Annotated in this window: 20 protein-coding genes and 1 riboswitch; of the genes, 8 read left to right on the forward strand and 12 right to left on the reverse strand. The window is 50.7% G+C overall.

The genetic code is table 11. The features are described from left to right. The first annotated feature begins 157 nt into the window (after window positions 1-157). Window positions 158-262, forward strand: a riboswitch (yybP-ykoY riboswitch). A gap of 130 nt (window positions 263-392) precedes the next feature. Further along, entirely contained in the window at window positions 393-959 is a 567-nt protein-coding gene (gene mntP / locus SK34_RS01840; protein WP_003021013.1) for a manganese efflux pump MntP, read from the forward strand. Here mntP and rlmA read toward each other — a convergent pair. The 6 genes from rlmA to mgrB all read right to left on the reverse strand — a co-directional run bounded on the left by rlmA (window position 956) and on the right by mgrB (window position 5298). Beyond that, window positions 956-1765, reverse strand: coding sequence for a 23S rRNA (guanine(745)-N(1))-methyltransferase (gene rlmA, locus SK34_RS01845; protein ID WP_003841628.1), 810 nt, complete (start codon window positions 1763-1765; stop codon window positions 956-958). The two genes, mntP and rlmA, sit on opposite strands and share 4 nt — an antisense overlap. A gap of 63 nt (window positions 1766-1828) precedes the next feature. After that, on the reverse strand, window positions 1829-3574 hold the full coding sequence (gene ftsI, locus SK34_RS01850; RefSeq protein WP_003021017.1) for a peptidoglycan glycosyltransferase FtsI: 1746 nt from the start codon (window positions 3572-3574) through the stop codon (window positions 1829-1831). Window positions 3575-3793: 219 nt separating this feature from the next. After that, window positions 3794-4003, reverse strand: a complete 210-nt coding sequence (cspE, locus tag SK34_RS01855; RefSeq protein WP_001062678.1) for a transcription antiterminator/RNA stability regulator CspE — start codon at window positions 4001-4003, stop codon at window positions 3794-3796. 12 nt (window positions 4004-4015) lie between these two features. Continuing rightward, window positions 4016-4159, reverse strand: coding sequence for a DUF2627 domain-containing protein (locus SK34_RS23325; RefSeq protein ID WP_003034983.1), 144 nt, complete (start codon window positions 4157-4159; stop codon window positions 4016-4018). A gap of 636 nt (window positions 4160-4795) precedes the next feature. Further along, on the reverse strand, window positions 4796-5080 hold the full coding sequence (locus SK34_RS01860) for a YebO family protein (RefSeq protein WP_003034980.1): 285 nt from the start codon (window positions 5078-5080) through the stop codon (window positions 4796-4798). A 74-nt stretch (window positions 5081-5154) separates the two neighbouring features. Continuing rightward, complete coding sequence (gene mgrB / locus SK34_RS01865; RefSeq protein ID WP_003034977.1) at window positions 5155-5298, reverse strand: PhoP/PhoQ regulatory lipoprotein MgrB; 144 nt, start codon at window positions 5296-5298, stop codon at window positions 5155-5157. 164 nt (window positions 5299-5462) lie between these two features. Between mgrB and SK34_RS01870 the strand changes: the two genes are divergently transcribed. Then, complete coding sequence (locus tag SK34_RS01870; protein WP_003841988.1) at window positions 5463-5702, forward strand: YobH family protein; 240 nt, start codon at window positions 5463-5465, stop codon at window positions 5700-5702. A 114-nt stretch (window positions 5703-5816) separates the two neighbouring features. Here the strand turns inward: SK34_RS01870 and kdgR are convergent, their stop codons facing one another. After that, window positions 5817-6608, reverse strand: a complete 792-nt coding sequence (gene kdgR / locus SK34_RS01875) for a DNA-binding transcriptional regulator KdgR (protein ID WP_003833778.1) — start codon at window positions 6606-6608, stop codon at window positions 5817-5819. Between the two features lie 174 nt (window positions 6609-6782). On the opposite strand from kdgR, the gene SK34_RS01880 reads away from it, so the two are divergent. Next, window positions 6783-8156 (forward strand): MFS transporter, encoded by a 1374-nt coding sequence (locus SK34_RS01880; protein ID WP_048232221.1) that lies wholly within the window; start codon window positions 6783-6785, stop codon window positions 8154-8156. Window positions 8157-8202: 46 nt separating this feature from the next. On the opposite strand, the gene htpX is transcribed toward SK34_RS01880, so the two are convergent. The 4 genes from htpX to SK34_RS01900 all read right to left on the reverse strand — a co-directional run bounded on the left by htpX (window position 8203) and on the right by SK34_RS01900 (window position 12625). Further along, a complete protein-coding gene (gene htpX, locus SK34_RS01885) occupies window positions 8203-9084 on the reverse strand; it encodes a protease HtpX (protein WP_003034964.1) in 882 nt (293 codons plus the stop codon). A gap of 192 nt (window positions 9085-9276) precedes the next feature. Beyond that, on the reverse strand, window positions 9277-11325 hold the full coding sequence (prc, locus tag SK34_RS01890; RefSeq protein WP_048232223.1) for a carboxy terminal-processing peptidase: 2049 nt from the start codon (window positions 11323-11325) through the stop codon (window positions 9277-9279). 19 nt (window positions 11326-11344) lie between these two features. Further along, entirely contained in the window at window positions 11345-12031 is a 687-nt protein-coding gene (proQ, locus tag SK34_RS01895) for an RNA chaperone ProQ (protein WP_003034957.1), read from the reverse strand. A gap of 96 nt (window positions 12032-12127) precedes the next feature. Continuing rightward, a complete protein-coding gene (locus SK34_RS01900; RefSeq protein WP_003034953.1) occupies window positions 12128-12625 on the reverse strand; it encodes a GAF domain-containing protein in 498 nt (165 codons plus the stop codon). A gap of 128 nt (window positions 12626-12753) precedes the next feature. On the opposite strand from SK34_RS01900, the gene yebS reads away from it, so the two are divergent. The 5 genes from yebS (at window position 12754) to SK34_RS01925 (ending at window position 18771) form a co-directional block, all read left to right on the forward strand. Continuing rightward, the gene (gene yebS / locus SK34_RS01905; protein WP_016150395.1) at window positions 12754-14037 is read left to right on the forward strand and encodes a membrane integrity lipid transport subunit YebS; all 1284 of its coding nucleotides are present in this window, start codon (window positions 12754-12756) and stop codon (window positions 14035-14037) included. Beyond that, window positions 14006-16639 (forward strand): PqiB family protein, encoded by a 2634-nt coding sequence (locus SK34_RS01910; RefSeq protein WP_003034947.1) that lies wholly within the window; start codon window positions 14006-14008, stop codon window positions 16637-16639. The genes yebS and SK34_RS01910 overlap by 32 nt, the downstream gene beginning before the upstream one ends. Window positions 16640-16718: 79 nt before the next feature. After that, window positions 16719-18140 (forward strand): 16S rRNA (cytosine(1407)-C(5))-methyltransferase RsmF, encoded by a 1422-nt coding sequence (gene rsmF, locus SK34_RS01915; protein WP_071698462.1) that lies wholly within the window; start codon window positions 16719-16721, stop codon window positions 18138-18140. A gap of 100 nt (window positions 18141-18240) precedes the next feature. Further along, entirely contained in the window at window positions 18241-18477 is a 237-nt protein-coding gene (locus SK34_RS01920; protein WP_029139506.1) for a YebV family protein, read from the forward strand. Window positions 18478-18579: 102 nt separating this feature from the next. Then, window positions 18580-18771, forward strand: a complete 192-nt coding sequence (locus tag SK34_RS01925; RefSeq protein WP_003841978.1) for a YdfD/YebW family protein — start codon at window positions 18580-18582, stop codon at window positions 18769-18771. Here SK34_RS01925 and pphA read toward each other — a convergent pair whose 3' ends face one another. After that, the gene (gene pphA, locus SK34_RS01930; RefSeq protein ID WP_003034937.1) at window positions 18772-19413 is read right to left on the reverse strand and encodes a protein-serine/threonine phosphatase; all 642 of its coding nucleotides are present in this window, start codon (window positions 19411-19413) and stop codon (window positions 18772-18774) included. Window positions 19414-19515 lie beyond the last annotated feature (102 nt).

The following is a 19515-nucleotide window of genomic DNA, read 5'->3' on the forward strand; positions in this document are numbered from 1 at the left end:
TAAAAACAAACATAGCCAAGGCTATATTTCACTGTCCTCAATGTTATTTATTTTAACGTTTTATTTATAAATAAATCTAAATGAAAATCGTTTTCAACTAGAAGTCAAATATTATTTCTGCGTTTCTTGTTTTATATTCTCAAAATATGTTAAGGTTGCGCCCGTCGTTGGGGAGTAGCCGATTTCCAGACTCCGGAAATGTACGTGTCAACATACTCGTTGAAAAACGTGGCACGTACGGACTGAACTTACAGGTTCAGTCAGGCGAGACCATAGGCACATCAACTGCAATGCATATTTGAATGGCGCTGTATTTACAGTGATTCCAGCCTGTATGCATGGTTACTGGGGGCAGTGATGTGTTTTATGGATACCCCGGTCAGGACGCTGTTATGAATCTCACCGCTACCGTTCTTCTCGCTTTCGGCATGTCGATGGATGCTTTCGCCGCATCAATTGGCAAAGGCGCCACCCTGCATAAACCCAAATTTTCTGAAGCATTGCGCACCGGACTGATATTCGGCGCAGTTGAAACGCTTACGCCACTGATTGGCTGGGGCATGGGGATGCTGGCCAGCAAATTCGTGTTGGAGTGGAACCATTGGATCGCCTTCATTCTGCTGATTTTTTTAGGCGGACGAATGATAATCGAAGGTTTTCGCGACAACGGCGATGAAGAGGAAGAACCGCAGCGCCGCCACGGTTTCTGGCTGCTGGTTACCACCGCCATTGCCACCAGTCTCGACGCAATGGCCGTCGGGGTGGGTCTGGCTTTCCTGCAGGTCAACATTATTGCCACAGCGCTGGCCATCGGCTGCGCCACATTGATTATGTCCACGCTCGGCATGATGATTGGTCGTTTCATTGGCCCAATGCTGGGCAAACGAGCTGAAATTTTGGGTGGGGTGGTGCTGATTGGTATCGGTGCCCAGATCCTCTGGGCACACTTCCACGGTTAATTCAGACGCTGCCAGACATGAATACTAAAGTCGGTCTGGCAGTCAAACGTCGTTTTCCCCGCTAACGTTTCCCACACTTCCGGCTTTGCCCGCCAGGCGAACGGCGTCATTTGCAGTAACGCAACGGCCTCGCTGCCCTGAAGCTGCATCTGATATCCCAGCGCAATGCTCTGTTGCAGAACAAAACCGTCCAGTTGCTCAGTATGGGGCGCATGCAAACGCACCTCATCATAAATCAGCCCTTTCAGTTCCATTAAATGGCGTGGTCCCGGCGTGGCGGTGATCACCCATCCACCCGGTTTAACCACGCGAGCCAGCTCTTGCGCTTTACAGGGCGCATAGATCCGGATGATGGCATCCATTGACTCGTCTGCGAACGGCAGACGATGGCTGGAGGCAACGCAAAAGATCACCTGCGGATAGCGTCTGGCTGCGGCTTTAATTGCCACTTTGGATACGTCAAGACCAAAGGTTGTACAGCCCGCCAGCGCGTCGGCAAACGCATGGGTGTAATACCCTTCCCCACAGCCAATATCCAGGATCGCTGCATCTTCTGAATTCGACTTTTCTTTAAGCACATTCACAATCGCATCACGCAACGGTTGATAGTGCCCAGCATCAAGAAATGCCCGTCTGGCTTGCATCATTTCAGCGCTATCACCCGGATCGCGCGACCGCTTATGCTGAACCGGCAGTAAGTTGACATACCCTTCTTTCGCCACGTCAAACTGGTGCCGCCCGGGGCAGACAAAACTGTTATTCGCTTGAGTAAGAGGCTGGTGGCAAAGAGGACAGGAAAACGACATGACAACTCCGGCAGGTGACTTAAGGGCGCAAGTGTAACGCGAATTGCGCCCTGGGAAAATAACTTACAGCGACGGCGAGGATACGTTGCTGCCGTGCATCACCAGCAGATGATCAGAGTCGGCAGGCATACCATCCGGTTTAACGTTCTCCAGACGCAGGACATCACCCATTATCTGGCTGAAGACAGGCGCAGAGACAGCCCCACCATAATAAGCACCGTTTTGCGGATTATTGATGACGACCACCAGTGCAAATTTCGGGTCGCTCGCTGGCGCAACGCCTGCCGTGTAGGCCACGTATTTATCGACATACTTACCGTCATCACCAATTTTCTTTGCCGTTCCTGTTTTAACCGCCACGCGATAATCTCTGACCGCGGCTTTAGTTCCCCCACCACCGGGTAACGCGACGCTTTCCATCATATGTTCAACCTGGTGAACCAGCGCCTCCGGCATCACTCTGGTACCGATTACCGGCGGGTCAATACGGGTAATCGAAAGGGGTCGATAGATACCAAAACTACCAATGGTTGCATATACGTGCGCCAACTGCAGCGGCGTTACCATTAATCCATAGCCGAATGCAAAGGTCGCGCGATCCAAATCGCTCCAGTAGCGGCGTTGAGGCATTAAACCGCTACTTTCACCGGTTAATCCCAGTCCGGTTGGATCGCCAAAACCAAAGCTCTTATAGGTATCCAGCAACTTTTGAACAGGCATAGCCAGTGAAAGGTGCGACACGCCGGTATCGCTCGATTTCTGCAAAATTCCGGTCAACGACAGCTCCGGGTAAAATCCGACGTCGCGAATGCGATGTCCATCAAGGTAAAAAGGATGGGTATCAATCACGCTGTCCGGTTGTACTATCCCCTGCTGGAGCGCAGTCATGATCACCAGCGGTTTAACGGTTGAACCGGGTTCAAACGTATCGCTTATTGCACGGTTACGAAAATCATCCAGTACCGCGCCCTCACGGTTATTGGGGTTGAAGTCAGGAAAGCTCGCCATGGACAGTATTTCACCGGTAGCAATGTTGACCAGCACTGCGGCTCCTGATTCCGCTTTATTCCACGTAACGGCATTGTCCAACGCATCTTCGGTGACCGTCTGCAGGCGCTCATCGATGCTGAGCTGTAATTGGTGTGCAGGAACAGGCGTGACTTCGGTGATATTCTCGATTACATGGCCAAATTTGTCTTTACGTACCAGACGGGAGCCAGGTTTACCCATCAACTGGTTATTAAAGCTTTTTTCCAGCCCTTCAATGCCTTGTCCATCAATGTTGGTAAAACCTATGAGATTCGCCGCTACGTGGCCTGCAGGATAGAACCGGCGGGATTCCTCGCGCAGGTTAATGCCCGGGAGATTAAGATCATCGACCCACTCAGCCTGCTGAGGGGAAATTTGTCGTGCCAGGTAAATAAAACGTCCGCCAGGATTACTGTTAACGCGTTCCGCCAGCGTACTCAGTGACAGATGCAGAGCCCTTGCCAGAGCCTGCCACCGTTCGTTATAACCCACGCCTCCCTTGCTGATGATGGTCTTAGGATCGGCCCATACGGCGTTAACCGGAACACTTACCGCCAGCGGTCGCCCTTCTCTGTCGGTAATCATCCCGCGCGGCGAGGCAATAGTTACCTCACGTAATGAACGCATGTCTTCCTGTTTCACCAGACTTGTCGGCGTGACAATTTGCAGCCATGCAACCCGACCCAGCAGCAATCCCAGACTCAATAATATTGCCACACAAAGCAGGGCAAAACGTACGGGAGTAAAATTGCGCGCGTCGCCGTCGTTTTTCTTTTTCACCTGAACTCCAGCAAGATAGTTTTTCAGGTGTCTGATTTAACGAGAAATGTCGTAAGAAAGCGGGGAAAACTATGCTACGAACATCACGCCTTTGCAACAAAGCGCTAATGGGAGGGCATTTAGAAATATTTAGACGTATTTTGAATTAAAAAGCCCCGCATAGGCGAGGCTTTATATCTGAGATGGTTGCGCATATGCGCTTCAAATCAGTGGTGTCGATCAGATAGCTGTTACGTTAACAGCAGCCGGACCTTTCTGGCCGTCCTGAATTTCGAACTCAACGTTCTGGCCTTCAGCCAGAGTTTTGAAGCCGTTACCCTGGATAGCGGAGAAGTGTACGAACACGTCTTTGCTGCCATCAGCCGGAGTAATGAAACCAAAACCTTTAGACTCGTTGAACCACTTAACTTGACCTTTAATCTTTGCCATTTGCAAAATTCCTTAGAGTATTTTCTTCGCCCGCAGGCATAACATAGATAAAACTGAGACATTACTGCTTGAGGCACTAATATAAGGTTCGGCAGAGAAGCGGTATTCAACGTCAACGTGTTTACTCAGGACTTCTTTACTGAAAATGCCACACATAAACAGAACTGTACCTCGTTTAACCCAAAACGTGTTATCACATACAACGTTAATAATGGCAAGCCATTTTTAAACGTGTCTCGATCGGTCGCACAAATCCTGTCGTTCATCAAACAGCAACTGCACAGTTATGCGCCACACTGAGTAGTGTTATATTCCCGCCGCTCGCCCCATCCCCCGCCAGGCTTGCACCATAGCCGGGACATTTCTACCATAGCTCAATAGCTTCGGTTGTTCCAGATTAGCTGTTACAGGGTGTGCCGAATATCATTTTTTATGCTTAGTAATGCATAAAATGTCACAAGCGTAAAAATGAGATCTGCCTTCTGCTTTTGCACCAAAATAATGAAAGAATGATGACAATGCACAAAAAAAGTAAGAGAAACGTTTCGCTGTTAATAAGACGATCGCTATCACAAAAATGACATAATCATATTTTTATCGTATGGGAAATTATATTTATATCAGACCGGGGATAAGATATTAATTGGCTGGAGCATCTGAAAATACTGAGTTAACACGAGAATCAGAGTGCTAATTACACGACATATGCAGAAGAAAATAATCTGGCATGTTGGCGACAGGATGAAACATCTGAGAACGTAAGCAACAGATCCTCACCCTGTCATACCGTTTTTACCGCTCAGCTACCAGGCGGATGATGTCATCATCTTCGTCCTTCGCTGTGACCACAGCAGGCTCTGCCGATTTTTCAGGTTCGTTAGCTTCGCAAAGGCGACGGAGCAATGCGTTCTGTCTTTTTTGCTGATCTAACAATGCTTCAAGCAGCTCAATCTGCTCATTAGTACGCGAACTTGCCCTATTGACGAAAAACCACAGTACAAGCCCGACAACCAGAATCACCACCGATACAGCCAAAGACGCCAAACTCAACGCGCCAGAATTCAAAACTTCGTTCATTTCACCACCTCAATGTAGACAGCGTAGTTTACCACTGCCGCACAAGAAGGTAATCAACTGTGGCAAAAATGCGCTTACCAGGGAATAAATTTATTAATGGCACAAATACCGCTGAAAAATTGTACATCCTGATCGCACATGATGTTGAACACTTGCGCCCACATCAGTATGCATACCAGCACGACAACTATCAGCACTACCCAGCGAATTTTTTTCACTCCAGCTCCACTCTTCGAATCAACATCTTATGCCTATAAATTATCATGCGTTACCTAAACCCAGCGTTAACTGTATCGGCATTCAATCTTTTTAGGAATGATTCACTTGTTTCATCCCATGTACAGGCTAATCTAATAATAACGAGAAAAGATAAGAGGTTGTAATGCGTCTGATAATCCGCGCTATTGTGTTGTTAGCTCTGGTTTGGATCGGTTTATTACTGAGCGGCTACGGAATTTTGATTGGAAGTAAGGAGAATGCAGCGGGCCTGGGCTTGCAATGCCAATATCTGACCGCACGCGGAACCAGCACCGCGCAATACGTCCACACAGACAGCGGTATCATTGGCCTGTCGGATTGCCCCTTGTTAAGAAAAAGCACGGTCATTATTGATAACGGTTAATATAGCAGCAATACATCCGCAACGTTATTTGCACCAACTAACATTATGACTGTTCATAAAAAACCCCAGATACAAAAATACCTGGGGTTTTTACCTTGACGCTATTACATCAGATTAGAACGGATAGTCGTTATAACCCATTTGTTCTGAAATTTTACGCGCAGCCGTATGCAGCATCGCCACATACTCGTGCAAACGTTCTTCTGAGAAACGTAGCGTCGGGAATGAAATACTCAAGCCTGCAATCACTACACCGAAACGGTCAAACACCGGTACACCGATACAGCGCAGACCTTCTTCCTGTTCTTCGTTATCTTCACCGTAGCCCTGCTCGCGTACTTTATCCAGCAATACCAACAGCTCATCAGTATTGGTAATAGTACGGTCGGTGCTGCGCTTGTACTCAATACCATCCAGAATCTGCTTCACTTCATCGCGGTCACGCCATGCCAGCAGAACTTTACCGATAGCCGTGCTGTACAGCGGATTACGGCGACCTACGCGAGAATACATGCGCAGATTGTACATAGAGTCGATTTTATGGATGTAGACGATGCTGTCTTCATCCAGTGCACCAAGGTGCACTGTCTCTTTGGTCAGGCGCGAAAGTTCGCGCATCTGAATATCAGCGCTACGGATAAGATCGACGTTTTGTAACGCGCGAGCACCCAGCTCGAATAGTTTCAGGGTCAGTGAGTATTTCTCAGACTCCCCTTCTTGTGCCACATAACCCAGCGTTTTCATGGTCTGCAAAAAGCGATAAACGGTGCTTTTTGACATCATGACGCGTTGCGACAACTCGGTAATACCAATTTCGCGCTCTTCACCCAGCGCCTGCAGAATGCCAAAAACCTTCAGCACGGAAGATACAGAATCGGGTTGTTTATCCAGATCTGCGATTGCCATTTATCACCCCTTTCGAGTGTTTTATAAAAATCAGAACCGGTTTTTATTATAATTTCACGTATCAGCCCTCGCAATCGCTCTTTGCTTACTTAGTTACAAATCTGCGACCTAACGCCTGAATATCAATGCTAAAATTATTATTCTCATCATAAATTCCAACAGTATTGACTTTCTATGGAAAAAACTCAGACCGATGGTCTGCCATTGCCCCAGCGATATGGCGCAATTTTAACCATTGTTATTGGCATCTCTATGGCAGTACTCGACGGCGCAATAGCGAACGTTGCCCTCCCCACTATCGCCACCGATCTTCAGGCCTCACCCGCCAGCTCAATCTGGATTGTGAACGCCTACCAAATTGCGATCGTTGTTTCGCTGTTATCGCTCTCTTTTTTAGGTGATATGTTTGGCTACCGACGCATTTATAAGTGTGGTCTGGTCGTGTTTCTGTTGGCATCGCTGTTTTGTGCCTTGTCAGACTCGCTGCATATGCTGACGTTAGCGCGCGTGGCTCAGGGTTTTGGCGGCGCGGCGCTGATGAGCGTTAATACGGCATTGATCCGACTCATTTATCCTCAGCGCCAGCTTGGCCGCGGGATGGGTATTAACTCCTTTATCGTGGCTGTATCCTCGGCAGCGGGTCCGACTATTGCGGCGGCAATTCTTTCTATTGCCTCGTGGAAATGGCTATTTCTAATTAACGTTCCATTGGGGATCATCGCCCTGCTGCTGGCTATGCGTTTTTTGCCACCCAATTCATCGCGTAGCAATAAACCGCGCTTTGATCTGCCCAGCGCAATAATGAACGCCTTAACATTCGGTTTGTTGATCACGGCACTCAGCGGATTTGCACAGGGACAGTCGCTAAAACTGATTGGTGCTGAACTTATGGGGCTTCTCGTGGTAGGGTTTTTCTTTATCCGCCGCCAGCTCGCATTGCCGGTACCTTTATTACCGGTTGATCTGCTACGCATTCCGCTGTTTTCACTCTCTATTTGCACCTCAATCTGTTCATTCAGCGCACAAATGCTGGCGATGGTTTCCCTGCCCTTTTTTATGCAAACGGTTCTCGGACGCAGCGAAGTTGAAACGGGCCTGCTGCTGACGCCGTGGCCGCTGGCAACCATGGTGATGGCCCCACTGGCGGGATATTTGATTGAACGTGTTCATGCAGGTCTGCTTGGCGCGCTGGGCATGGCAGTAATGGCGTGTGGGCTGTTTTCGCTGGTGTTACTGCCCGCATCACCTTCCGATTTTAATATCATCTGGCCAATGATTTTGTGTGGTGCGGGTTTTGGCTTGTTCCAGTCACCGAATAATCACACCATCATCACCTCCGCGCCGCGAGATCGTAGCGGAGGCGCGAGCGGTATGCTCGGAACGGCGCGCTTACTGGGTCAAAGTACCGGGGCCGCACTGGTTGCGCTGATGCTAAATCAGTTTGGTGACAGTGGAACGCACATCTCGCTGATAACAGCGGGCATTCTGGCTTCGCTGGCCGCAATCGTGAGTGGCTTACGTATTACACAACCGCGGGTTCAGTCATAAAAAAAGCGCGTCTGTCGACGCGCTTTTTGTTGTTGTCTGCTGCAGATTATTTCAGGTACTCACCGCTGCGCAGCGCTTCAATACGTTTGTCCAACGGGGGGTGAGTCATAAACAGCTCACTCAACGATTTGGATTTACCATTGATGCAGAACGCCATCATACTGGTCGCTTCCTGCGGCTCATAGCTGGTTTTCAGGCGCTGCAGCGCGGCGATCATTTTTTCACGACCCACCAGTTTTGCAGAACCGGCATCCGCATGGAATTCACGATGACGTGAGAACCACATGGTAATGATGCTCGCCAGAATACCAAACACCAGTTCCAGCACCGTTGCCACCGCAAAGTAGATCAACGGGTTACCGTTGCTACCCTCACCCTCATCACGGTTTCCGCCCATAAAGCCAGCGGCAATTTGCGCCAGAATACGTGAGATAAAGATAACGAAGGTGTTTACTACCCCCTGAATGAGCGTCATGGTCACCATATCGCCATTGGCAATGTGGCTGATCTCATGCGCGATAACCGCTTCGGCTTCATCCGGGCTCATGTTTTGCAACAGGCCAGTACTTACAGCCACCAGCGAGGCATCCCGGCGGGCACCAGTCGCAAACGCGTTAATATCTGGCGCGTGGTAGATTGCAACCTGTGGCATAGCGATCCCGGCCTGGCGGGCCTGATTCGCAACTGTATTCATCAGCCAGCGTTCTCTTTCATTGCGAGGCTGTTCGATCACTTCCCCGCCAACGGACTTTAACGCCATCCATTTGGACATCAGCAGCGAAATGAAGGAACCACCAAAACCAAACAGCAGTGCCATGATCAACAAGCCTTGAACGCTGCTTGACTGGATCCCTGTCAGGCTCAATACCAGCCCGAAAACGACCATCACAGCCAGGTTCGTCAGCAGGAAGAGCGCGATTCGCATCATAATTTTCTTTTAACCTCAATTTAACAAAACGCACTATGCGATTACCCATATCGTATGGGTCTTATGACTATTTTCAAGCATCCATAGGTGCTAAGTCACCAGAAAGACACAACTTTACATTTTATCGTATCAGGCTGACGTCTTCATGCACTTGTTAAAAAAACAGGCACAATTTCTTGTGCCTGTTCGAGGTTATTGACTGGTTGCGGGCTGTTCCGCTGGCTTCTCTTTCTCAAGATGCGCCAGGTCGAGCGCGATTTTTACCGTTTCATCCAGGTACGGATCCGGCTCCTGGTAATCCTTCGGCAGATCGTCCAGTTTCTTCAATAGCGGTTTGCCTTCACGTTTAAACCGATCGTTGATACGCGCCAGACGCATTGCGTCATCTTCGTTATTCTCTTTTTCACGCTGAGCGTAATTCAGAGAAGCGATGTTGCGTTTATCCTTCATCGCATTGAAACGCGCAATGTCCTTCATGATGTACTGGAACTCAGGATCGTTCGCAATACGTGCATTGTGCTCTTTCAGCAATTCAGGTCCGAACGGCGTCAGATTATCTGACTTAGTGTAGGTCGCAGCATCAATGCTGTCCCACGGCAGTGCGTTATCTTCAAACTTCTCGCCGGTTTCAGTTTCTTCATTACCTGTCGGCATGATGATATCCGGCGTAACGCCCTTACGCTGCGTGCTGCCACCGTTTACGCGGTAGAATTTCTGTATCGTATACTGAACAGAGCCCAGCGCAGGCCATTCCGGACGCAGCATCTGATCGTAAATACGGTTCAGGGAGCGATACTGCTGGACAGTGCCTTTCCCAAAGGTTGGTTCACCAACGATCAACGCTCGGCCATAATCCTGCATTGCCGCCGCGAAAATCTCTGATGCTGAGGCGCTGAAGCGATCGACCAATACCACCAGCGGGCCTTTGTAGTACACAACGCCGTCGGTATCGCTGTCTTCACGCACTTTACCGTTATTATCACGAACCTGAACCACCGGGCCGGAAGGAATGAACAAACCGGAAAGCGAAACCGCTTCAGTCAGTGCTCCACCACCGTTGGTACGCAGATCGATGATAATACTGCTGACATTTTGTTTTTCCAGTTTCTGCAGTTGGACTTTGACATCATCAGTCAGACCTACATAGAAGCCAGGAATATCCAGTACGCCAACTTTTTCTTTACCAACGGTTTTCACGGACATTTTCACGGCGCGGTCTTCGAGACGAATACGTTCACGCGTTAGCGTCACGGTGCGCGTCTTGGTACCTTTACCGGCAGGCAGAATTTCAAGGCGTACCTTGCTGCCTTTAGGTCCTTTGATCAGTGCCACGACGTCATCCAGACGCCAGCCAATCACATCGACCATGCCCTTGCCCGTCTGCCCGACGCCGACAATACGATCGCCAACGCTGATCGACTTGCTCTTGGCTGCCGGACCACCTGCCACCATTGAGTTAATGACGGTGTAGTCATCATCCATTTGCAGAACCGCGCCAATACCTTCCAATGACAAGCTCATTTCCGTATTGAACTGCTCGGTATTGCGCGGAGAGAGATAGTTAGTATGCGGGTCGATTTCACGGGCGAACGCTGTCATCGCCAGTGAGAACACATCTTCGCTGTTGGTCTGCGCCAGACGGCGAATCGCAAATTTATAGCGGCGCGTCAGCGTTTCGCGAATTTCCGCATCGGTTTTACCCGTCAGCTTCAGGCTGAGTTCGTCAAATTTAACCTTACCGTCCCACAGCGCATTAAGCTCTGCTTCGCTCTTCGGCCACGGCGCTTTGCTTCGGTCGAGGTTAAACGTGTCGTTACCGGTAAAATCCATTGGACGTGCCAGTACGCTTAATGCGTACTGATAACGTTCAAATCGGCGTTTTTGCGCCAGATTATAGAGATCGTAAAAGACATCCAGCTTGCCGGTGCGTAGTTCATCGCCGAGGACCGTTTTCTTTTTTGCATACTGTTCGATATCGCTCGCCAACAGCACATTGTGGCTGTAGTCGAGCAAATTCAAATAGCGGTCAAAAATTTTTGCCGAAAACGCCTGATCCAGATCGAACTGGCGATAGTGTGATCGCGTAAAACGCGACGTCACACGTTCGCTTACCGTCGCATGCTGGGTTTCTTCCTTTAAAACGGGGATTTGATCGGCACGCGTGATGTCTTCCACAGCAAGTGCCTGGCCTGCTAATGCAAGCAGACCAGCTAACGCAGTAAGCCTAAAAAAAGTGTTCATGCCAGGCCTGGCCTCCGTTTCAGAACACCAGGTGTTCTGCGCGTACAATCAAAGACATACCCGAATTCAGCTGTACACGGACGCCATCTTTGGTGATTTCTAATACGGTGGCATCCATCGCATTATTTCCTGCTTTCACCTTCAGAGACTGCCCTACCGTCAGTACTGAAATATCAGATACCGGGGTATGCTGTTCTTCGCGAGGAGCACGCGGTGCTTTTGCTGCTGGTTTTTCAGCGCGAGGTTTACGCTCTGCACCTTCTTTACGACGCGGTGCAGGACGCGGCTTACGCTCGCGACGCGGTGCGCCTTCTTTTTCACCGGCAGCAGCTGCCGCTTCGCGTTTTTTCGCCTGTTGCTCTGCGCGTTGCGCCTGAACACGGGCTTTAGCTTCTTCCAGCTGTTTGCGCGCATGTTCAACATGTTGTTCATCCAGCTCACCACAAGGGTTGCCGTCGAGATCAACACGCGTTGCGCCCAATTTAACGCCGTACAGATAGCGCCAGCTTGAAGTATAGAGACGTAAGGCTGAACGGAGCTGAGTCTTGCTGAGGTTCATTTCGCCCTCAACACGCTCTACCAGATCCTGAAAAATGCCAATTTTCAGTGGGCGCGCTTCGCCTTCCGCACTAAAACACTGCGGGAAGCGTTCGGCCAGAAACGCGATGACTTCTTTACTGCTATTCAACTTAGGTTGATTTTCCATGAAATTTCCTGATTACAACGGACGTAGCCAACAAGCGCAGGCATGAACAGGCGACATTATAATGACGTCATCAGTAATTGCTACGTTATCCGTTGATTATCCTGCGACGTGCGCAAAGAATTTTTTGTAATCCGTCGTTGCAAGCACGGTTTCAAGCTGTGCCACCAGTGTACGCAGACCTTGTTCATCTTCCTCAGTAAAGCGGCCAAACGCCGTGCTATCGATATCCAGCACGCCGATTATCTGATTTTCGACGGTGATTGGCAGGACGATTTCAGCGTTGCTGGCGGCATCACAAGCAATGTGCCCATCAAAAGCATGTACGTCCTCAATACGCTGAACCTGGTTCTGCGCCACTGCTGTACCGCACACACCACGCCCTACCGGGATCCGCACGCAGGCAATTTTGCCCTGGAAGGGACCAAGCACCAGCGTATCGTCCTCAAGCAGGTAAAAACCGGCCCAGTTCACTTCTGCAAGACGCTCGTACAACAATGCGCTGGTATTCGCCAGCGTTGCCAGAAAACTGGTTTCACCTGCCATCAATGCCTGAAAATCACGGTTCAGATCCGTGTATAGCTCTATTTTGTTCATTATGTAATCACTTAGTTGTCTTACTTAAAACTGCAGCCTACTAAAATAAACATTAAATGCGTTAATGCTCAAGATCATTCCCGTCATGAGTTAAGATAACATTACTTCAACAATTTGATTCGCGATACATGGCCTTAACGACACCACGCATCACGCCAACTAAAAAAATAGTCATCAGGTCCATCGGTGAGGCACTACCTCGTGCACATTATCATCGCTGCCCTGAATGTGACCTGATATTTAGCTTGCCTAAAATGCGTTCGCACCAAAGTGCCTTTTGCCCACGCTGCCAGGCAAAAATTCGTGACGGACGCGACTGGTCATTAACGCGACTTGCGGCAATGGCTTTCACCATGTTGCTGCTGATGCCCTTTGCCTGGGGAGAGCCACTCCTGCACATCTATTTATTAGGCGTGCGCATTGATGCCAATGTTATGCAAGGCATCTGGCAAATGACCCGACAAGGTGACCCCCTCACTGCTTCTTTCGTGCTTTTTTGCGTCGCTGGCGCGCCGCTAATTCTCGTGACCTCAATTGCTTATCTGTGGTTTGGCAATATTCTTGGGATGAACCTGCGCCCGGTGCTGCTGATGCTGGAAAGGCTCAAAGAGTGGGTGATGCTCGATATCTATCTTGTGGGCATTGGCGTCGCGTCAATCAAAGTTCAGGACTATGCATTTTTGCAACCCGGTGTGGGGCTGTTTGCTTTTATTGCGCTGGTGATCCTCAGTATTTTGACGCTGTCGCACCTCAACGTAGAGCAGCTTTGGGACCGATTTTACCCGCAAAGACCAGCCCGTCGCCCTGATGAAAAGCTCCGCGTCTGCCTCGGTTGTCACTTTACAGGTTATCCGGACGCTCGGGGTCGCTGCCCTCGTTGCCATATCCCGCTGCGCTGGCGCAGGAATCAAAGTATCCAAAAGTGTTGGGCGGCGCTACTGGCCTCGATTGTCCTGCTTTTGCCTGCTAATCTGCTGCCCATCTCGGTAATTTATGTCAACGGTGGTAGGCAGGAAGACACTATCCTGTCAGGCATAATGTCTTTGGCAAACAGCAACGTCGGCGTGGCGGCGATCGTTTTTATCGCCAGTATTCTGGTGCCATTCACCAAAGTGATTGTGATGTTTACGTTGCTCATCAGCATCCATTTTAACTGCGAGCAAGGATTGCGTACCCGCATAAAACTGCTGCGTATGGTGACCTGGATTGGTCGCTGGTCGATGCTGGATCTCTTTGTTATCGCTTTAACCATGTCGCTGATTAATCGCGATCAGATACTTGCTTTTACTATGGGACCGGCTGCGTTTTATTTCGGCGCGGCGGTAATATTGACTATTCTTGCTGTGGAATGGCTGGACAGCCGCTTACTTTGGGATGCACATGAGTCAGGAAACGCCCGCTTCGCAGACTGAAGCGCAGATTAAAACAAAACGCCGTATCTCTCCGTTCTGGCTGCTGCCGTTCATTGCACTGATGATCGCAGGATGGCTTATCTGGGGAAGCTATGAAGATCGCGGCAATACCGTAACCATTGACTTCATGTCCGCGGACGGCATTGTACCAGGACGCACGCCCGTTCGTTATCAGGGCGTTGAAGTGGGCACGGTGCAGGATATCAACCTCAGCAAAGATCTGCGTAAAATTGAAGTCCGCGTCAGCATCAAATCGAGCATGAAAGATGCACTGCGCAAAGATACCCAGTTCTGGCTGGTCACGCCGAAAGCGTCGCTGGCCGGAGTTTCGGGTCTGGATGCGTTGGTTGGTGGTAACTATATCGGCATGATGCCCGGAACCGGCGAGGAAGAAGATCATTTCGTTGCCCTCGACACGCAGCCCAAATACCGTCTGGATAATGGCGATTTGATGCTGCATCTGCGGGCGCCTGACCTCGGTTCGCTCAATAGCGGTTCGCTGGTTTATTTCCGTAAGATTCCGGTGGGCCGGGTGTATGACTACACTATCAACCCCAACAATCAGGGCGTAACTATCGACGTGCTGATTGAACGTCGGTTTACCAATCTGGTGAAAAAAGGCAGCCGCTTCTGGAACGTCTCCGGTGTGAATGCGGATGTCAGTCTCAGCGGCGCGAAGATCAAACTGGAGAGTCTGGCCGCGCTGGTCAATGGCGCCATTGCTTTTGATTCGCCTGAAGACTCAAAACCCGCCGCAGCCGACGACACGTTTGGTTTATATCAGGATCTCGCGCACAGCCAGCGCGGGGTGATCGTCAAGCTTGACTTACCCAGCGGGGACGGACTCAAAGCTGGCTCAACATCGCTGATGTATCAAGGATTACAAGTCGGCCAACTCACCAAACTGGATTTAAATCCAGGCGGTAAAGTGACTGGAGAAATGACGGTCGACCCCAGCGTCGTAACGCTGCTGCGCGACAACACGCGGATTGAATTACACAGCCCTAAATTATCGTTAAACGATGCCAATCTCAGCTCACTGCTGACGGGTAAAACGTTTGAACTGGTCCCCGGCGAAGGCGAGCCGCGTAGCCAGTTTGTGGTTATCCCCGCAGAGAAGTCGTTGTTACACGATCCAGGGGTCATGACATTTACGCTCACCGCACCGGAAAGTTACGGTATTGATGCTGGCCAGCCGCTGATTCTCCACGGCGTACAGGTCGGTCAGGTGATTGAGCGCACGCTTTCCAGCAAAGGCGTTTCATTTACCGTTGCCATCGAACCGCAGCATCGTGACCTGGTGCAAGGTGACAGTAAGTTCGTGGTCAACAGCCGCGTGGACGTCAAAGTCGGACTTGATGGCGTGGAGTTCCTTGGCGCCAGCGCCAGCGAGTGGCTCAGCGGCGGCATTCGTATTTTGCCCGGTACGAAGGGGGAAATGAAAAAAAGCTACCCGCTGTATGCCAACCTGGAAAAAGCGATTGAAAACAGCCTGAGCGATCTGCCAACCACCACGGTCAGCCTGAGCGCCGAAACGCTGCCTGATGTGCAGGCCGGCTCGGTGGTTCTATACCGCAAATTCGAGGTCGGTGAAGTGATCAGCGTTCGTCCTCGCGCCGATGCATTTGATATCGATCTGCATATTAAACCGGAATATCGCAACCTGTTGACCAGCAACAGCGTGTTCTGGGCCGAAGGCGGAGCAAAAGTTCAGCTTAACGGCAGCGGATTAACCGTACAGGCATCTCCCCTTTCGCGCGCGCTCAAAGGGGCAATTAGCTTCGATAATTTAAGCGGTGCCAGCGCCAGCCAACGCAAAGGCGACAAGCGCATTCTGTATGCTTCGGAAACCGCCGCGCGTGCGGTAGGTGGCCAGATAACGCTGCATGCGTTCGATGCCGGTAAACTCGCTGCTGGCATGCCGATTCGCTACCTGGGAATCGATATCGGCCAGATTCAGACGCTTGAGCTGATCACCGCCCGTAACGAAGTGCAGGCAAAAGCAGTTCTGTACCCGGAATACGTGCAGACCTTCGCGCGAAGCGGTACCCGTTTCTCCGTGATCACCCCGCAAATTTCGGCAGCTGGCGTGGAGCATCTGGATACAATCCTGCAGCCGTACATCAACGTTGAACCCGGACGCGGTAATCCGCGACGTGATTTTGAGCTGCAGGAAGCCACCATTACCGACTCTCGTTACCTCGATGGTCTGAGTATTGTGGTGGAAGCACCGGAAGCAGGTTCACTGAATATCGGAACCCCAGTTTTGTTCAGAGGTATTGAAGTGGGGACCGTCACCGGGCTGACGCTGGGCTCGCTTTCCGATCGTGTGATGGTTGCCATGCGCATTAGCCAGCGCTATCAGCATCTGGTGCGCAACAACTCCGTGTTCTGGCTGGCATCCGGCTACAATCTTGACTTCGGCCTGACGGGCGGTGTCGTGAAGACCGGTACCTTCAATCAGTTCATCCGCGGCGGCATCGCCTTCGCGACTCCACCAGGCACACCGCTGGCTCCTAAAGCGCAGGCAGGTAAACACTTCCTGTTGCTCGAAAGCGAACCCAAAGAGTGGCGTGAATGGGGAACAGCCCTGCCACGATAATCTCTCCACTTGCTCCGGCGTACTCGCGCCGGAGCACTTATGCTACACTGCGCATCTGTTTTTTTGCCGGTGGTACCAAGTGGCTTATTTTCCCGACGCCTTTCTGACTAAAATGCGTGAAGCAATGCCTTCCACGCTCTCATTCGATGATTTTCTCGCTGCCTGTCAGCGCCCGTTGCGCCGTAGCATTCGCGTCAATACGCTGAAAATCTCCGTTGCCGATTTCCTCACACTGACAGCACCTTACAACTGGTCTCTCACTCCGGTTCCCTGGTGTGCTGAAGGTTTCTGGATCGAACGCGATGAAGATGAGTTAGTGCCGCTCGGTAGCACAGCAGAACATTTAAGCGGCTTGTTTTATATTCAGGAAGCCAGCTCAATGCTGCCAGTCGCTGCGCTGTTTGCCGAAGGCAATACCCCGGAACGCGTAATGGATGTCGCGGCAGCCCCTGGCTCCAAAACCACGCAAATTGCCGCAAAAATGAATAATCGAGGCGCCATTCTGGCGAATGAATTTTCTGCCAGTCGCGTCAAAGTCCTGCATGCCAATATCAGCCGTTGCGGGATAGCCAACGTCGCCCTGACCCATTTTGACGGACGAGTATTTGGCGCTGCGTTGCCGGAATCATTTGATGCCATATTGCTCGACGCCCCGTGTTCCGGGGAAGGCGTAGTGCGTAAAGACCCTGACGCGCTAAAAAACTGGTCGCCAGAAAGTAATCTGGAAATTGCCGCAACTCAGCGCGAACTGCTCGACAGCGCCTTTCACGCTCTGCGCCCCGGCGGCACGTTGGTTTACTCCACCTGTACACTTAACCGTGACGAAAATGAAAACGTCATGCAGTGGTTGATTGAAACCTACCCGGACGCCGTCGAGTTTTTACCACTCGGCGATTTATTTCCACAGGCCGAACGCGCTCTGACGCCGGAAGGATTCCTGCATGTGTTTCCGCAAATTTACGATTGCGAAGGTTTCTTCGTTGCGCGTTTGCGCAAAACAGCCGCCATCCCTCCACTACCTGCGCCGACATATAAAGTCGGTAACTTTCCGTTTAGCCCGCTGAAAGGACGCGAGTCCGCGCTTATCGCGCAAGCCGCGAGCGCTTGTGGACTGCAGTGGGAAGATAATTTACGCCTGTGGCAGCGCGATAAAGAGATTTGGCTGTTCCCAACAGAAATTGAGCCACTGATCGGCAAAGTCCGCTTTTCCCGACTCGGCGTCAAATTAGCTGAAACGCACAATAAAGGCTACCGCTGGCAGCATGAAGCCGTCATCGCGTTCGCCAACCCAAATCACAGCAATGCGTTTGAACTGACGCTTGCCGAAGCTGAAGAGTGGTACCGCGGCCGGGATGTCTACCCACAAGCCACACCGACGAGTGACGACGTACTGGTTACATTCCAGCATCAGCCTATCGGTCTGGCAAAACGTATTGGATCGCGACTGAAGAATAGCTACCCACGCGATCTTGTCCGGGATGGCAAACTCTTTACGGGATAACGCACGTTTTTACTGGCGCTTTTGCTAACGTTGACTACGCTGAAAAATGGACGACCTAACTGGTCGTACCACAATCAGCAAATTAACGGAGAGCACGATGATGAAAACCAGTGTGCGCATTGGCGCTTTTGAAATCGACGACGCCGAGTTACATGGCGAATCGCCGGGGGACCGAACGTTAACCATTCCGTGTAAATCCGACCCGGATTTATGTATGCAACTGGATGCCTGGGATGCCGATACCAGCGTCCCGGCCCTGTTGAACGGAGAACATTCAGTACTATTTCGCGAACACTACGATCGTAAGTCAGATGCCTGGATCATGCGCCTTGCCTGATTCAAAAAGAACCCGTCGCCAGACGGGTTATTTCCTGGTTAATTTCCCTCATCTATCAACATCTTCTACACTACAGCTATGGCTTTACCATTTGAGGATGGAATGTTCACGCTGGTTCTTTTTGTGTGCTACCTGGATGGCGGTTGTGAAGATATCGTGGTTGATGTCTACAAAACTGAGCAGCAGTGCCTGATATCGATGGACGATCAACGTATTCGTAACGGAGGGTGTTTACCCGCGGATGACTACATCGAAAGTTTCTGGCACCCGGCCCAGGAATACAGCGATTTTTGATTATTGCAGTTGTACCAGCGTTAACTCGCCGCCAAATACAGCACCGGTATCAATATAATGCAGATTCTCGCGATCCAGCCGATGGCGCAACGGCGTGTGGCCAAACCAAAAGTGATCCGCGCCGCGAATCCCACAACCGTTGTTCATTAGCCTCGAACGATCCCACAGCACACGCTGTAAATCGATCTTTTTTAGCCACTGATAATCATCATCCGGGTAATCGGCATGAGCAATAACGTGTATGCCGTTTTGACAGTGCAGCTCCAGAATCCAGGGTAATTGCCAACACTCTTCAAGAGCGAATTTTGCTGCCGGTTGCTCCGCCTGCGCATACCACGAGCCACCATTCATTAACCACATGAATTTATCCCCCGTCGCCAGCGCGTCCAGCGCCATCTGTTCATGATTCCCCCTGACCGCGACAATCCAGCGTTTACGCAATAATTTCAGGCAACGCAAACTGTCTGGTCCACGGTCAATAACATCCCCCACTGAAACCAGCAGATCCTGCCAGGGATCAAAACGGTACTGGCGCAGTTTAGCCATCAGTATCGAGAAGCAGCCGTGGATATCCCCAACCACCCAGACGTGACGCCACTGTGTACCGTCGATTCGTTGATAGATATTGTCAGGTCGTCCCATGTCGCCTCCAGAGTACAAGGGTACCTGGTTATAATTTTAGCAATGATGGTAAAAAAGCCTGGACGATCGAGGGCAGGAGTATGGTATGGTTTATGGAGAATG

The sequence above is a fragment of the Citrobacter sp. MGH104 genome, assembly GCF_001034485.1.
GTDB lineage: Bacteria > Pseudomonadota > Gammaproteobacteria > Enterobacterales > Enterobacteriaceae > Citrobacter > Citrobacter freundii.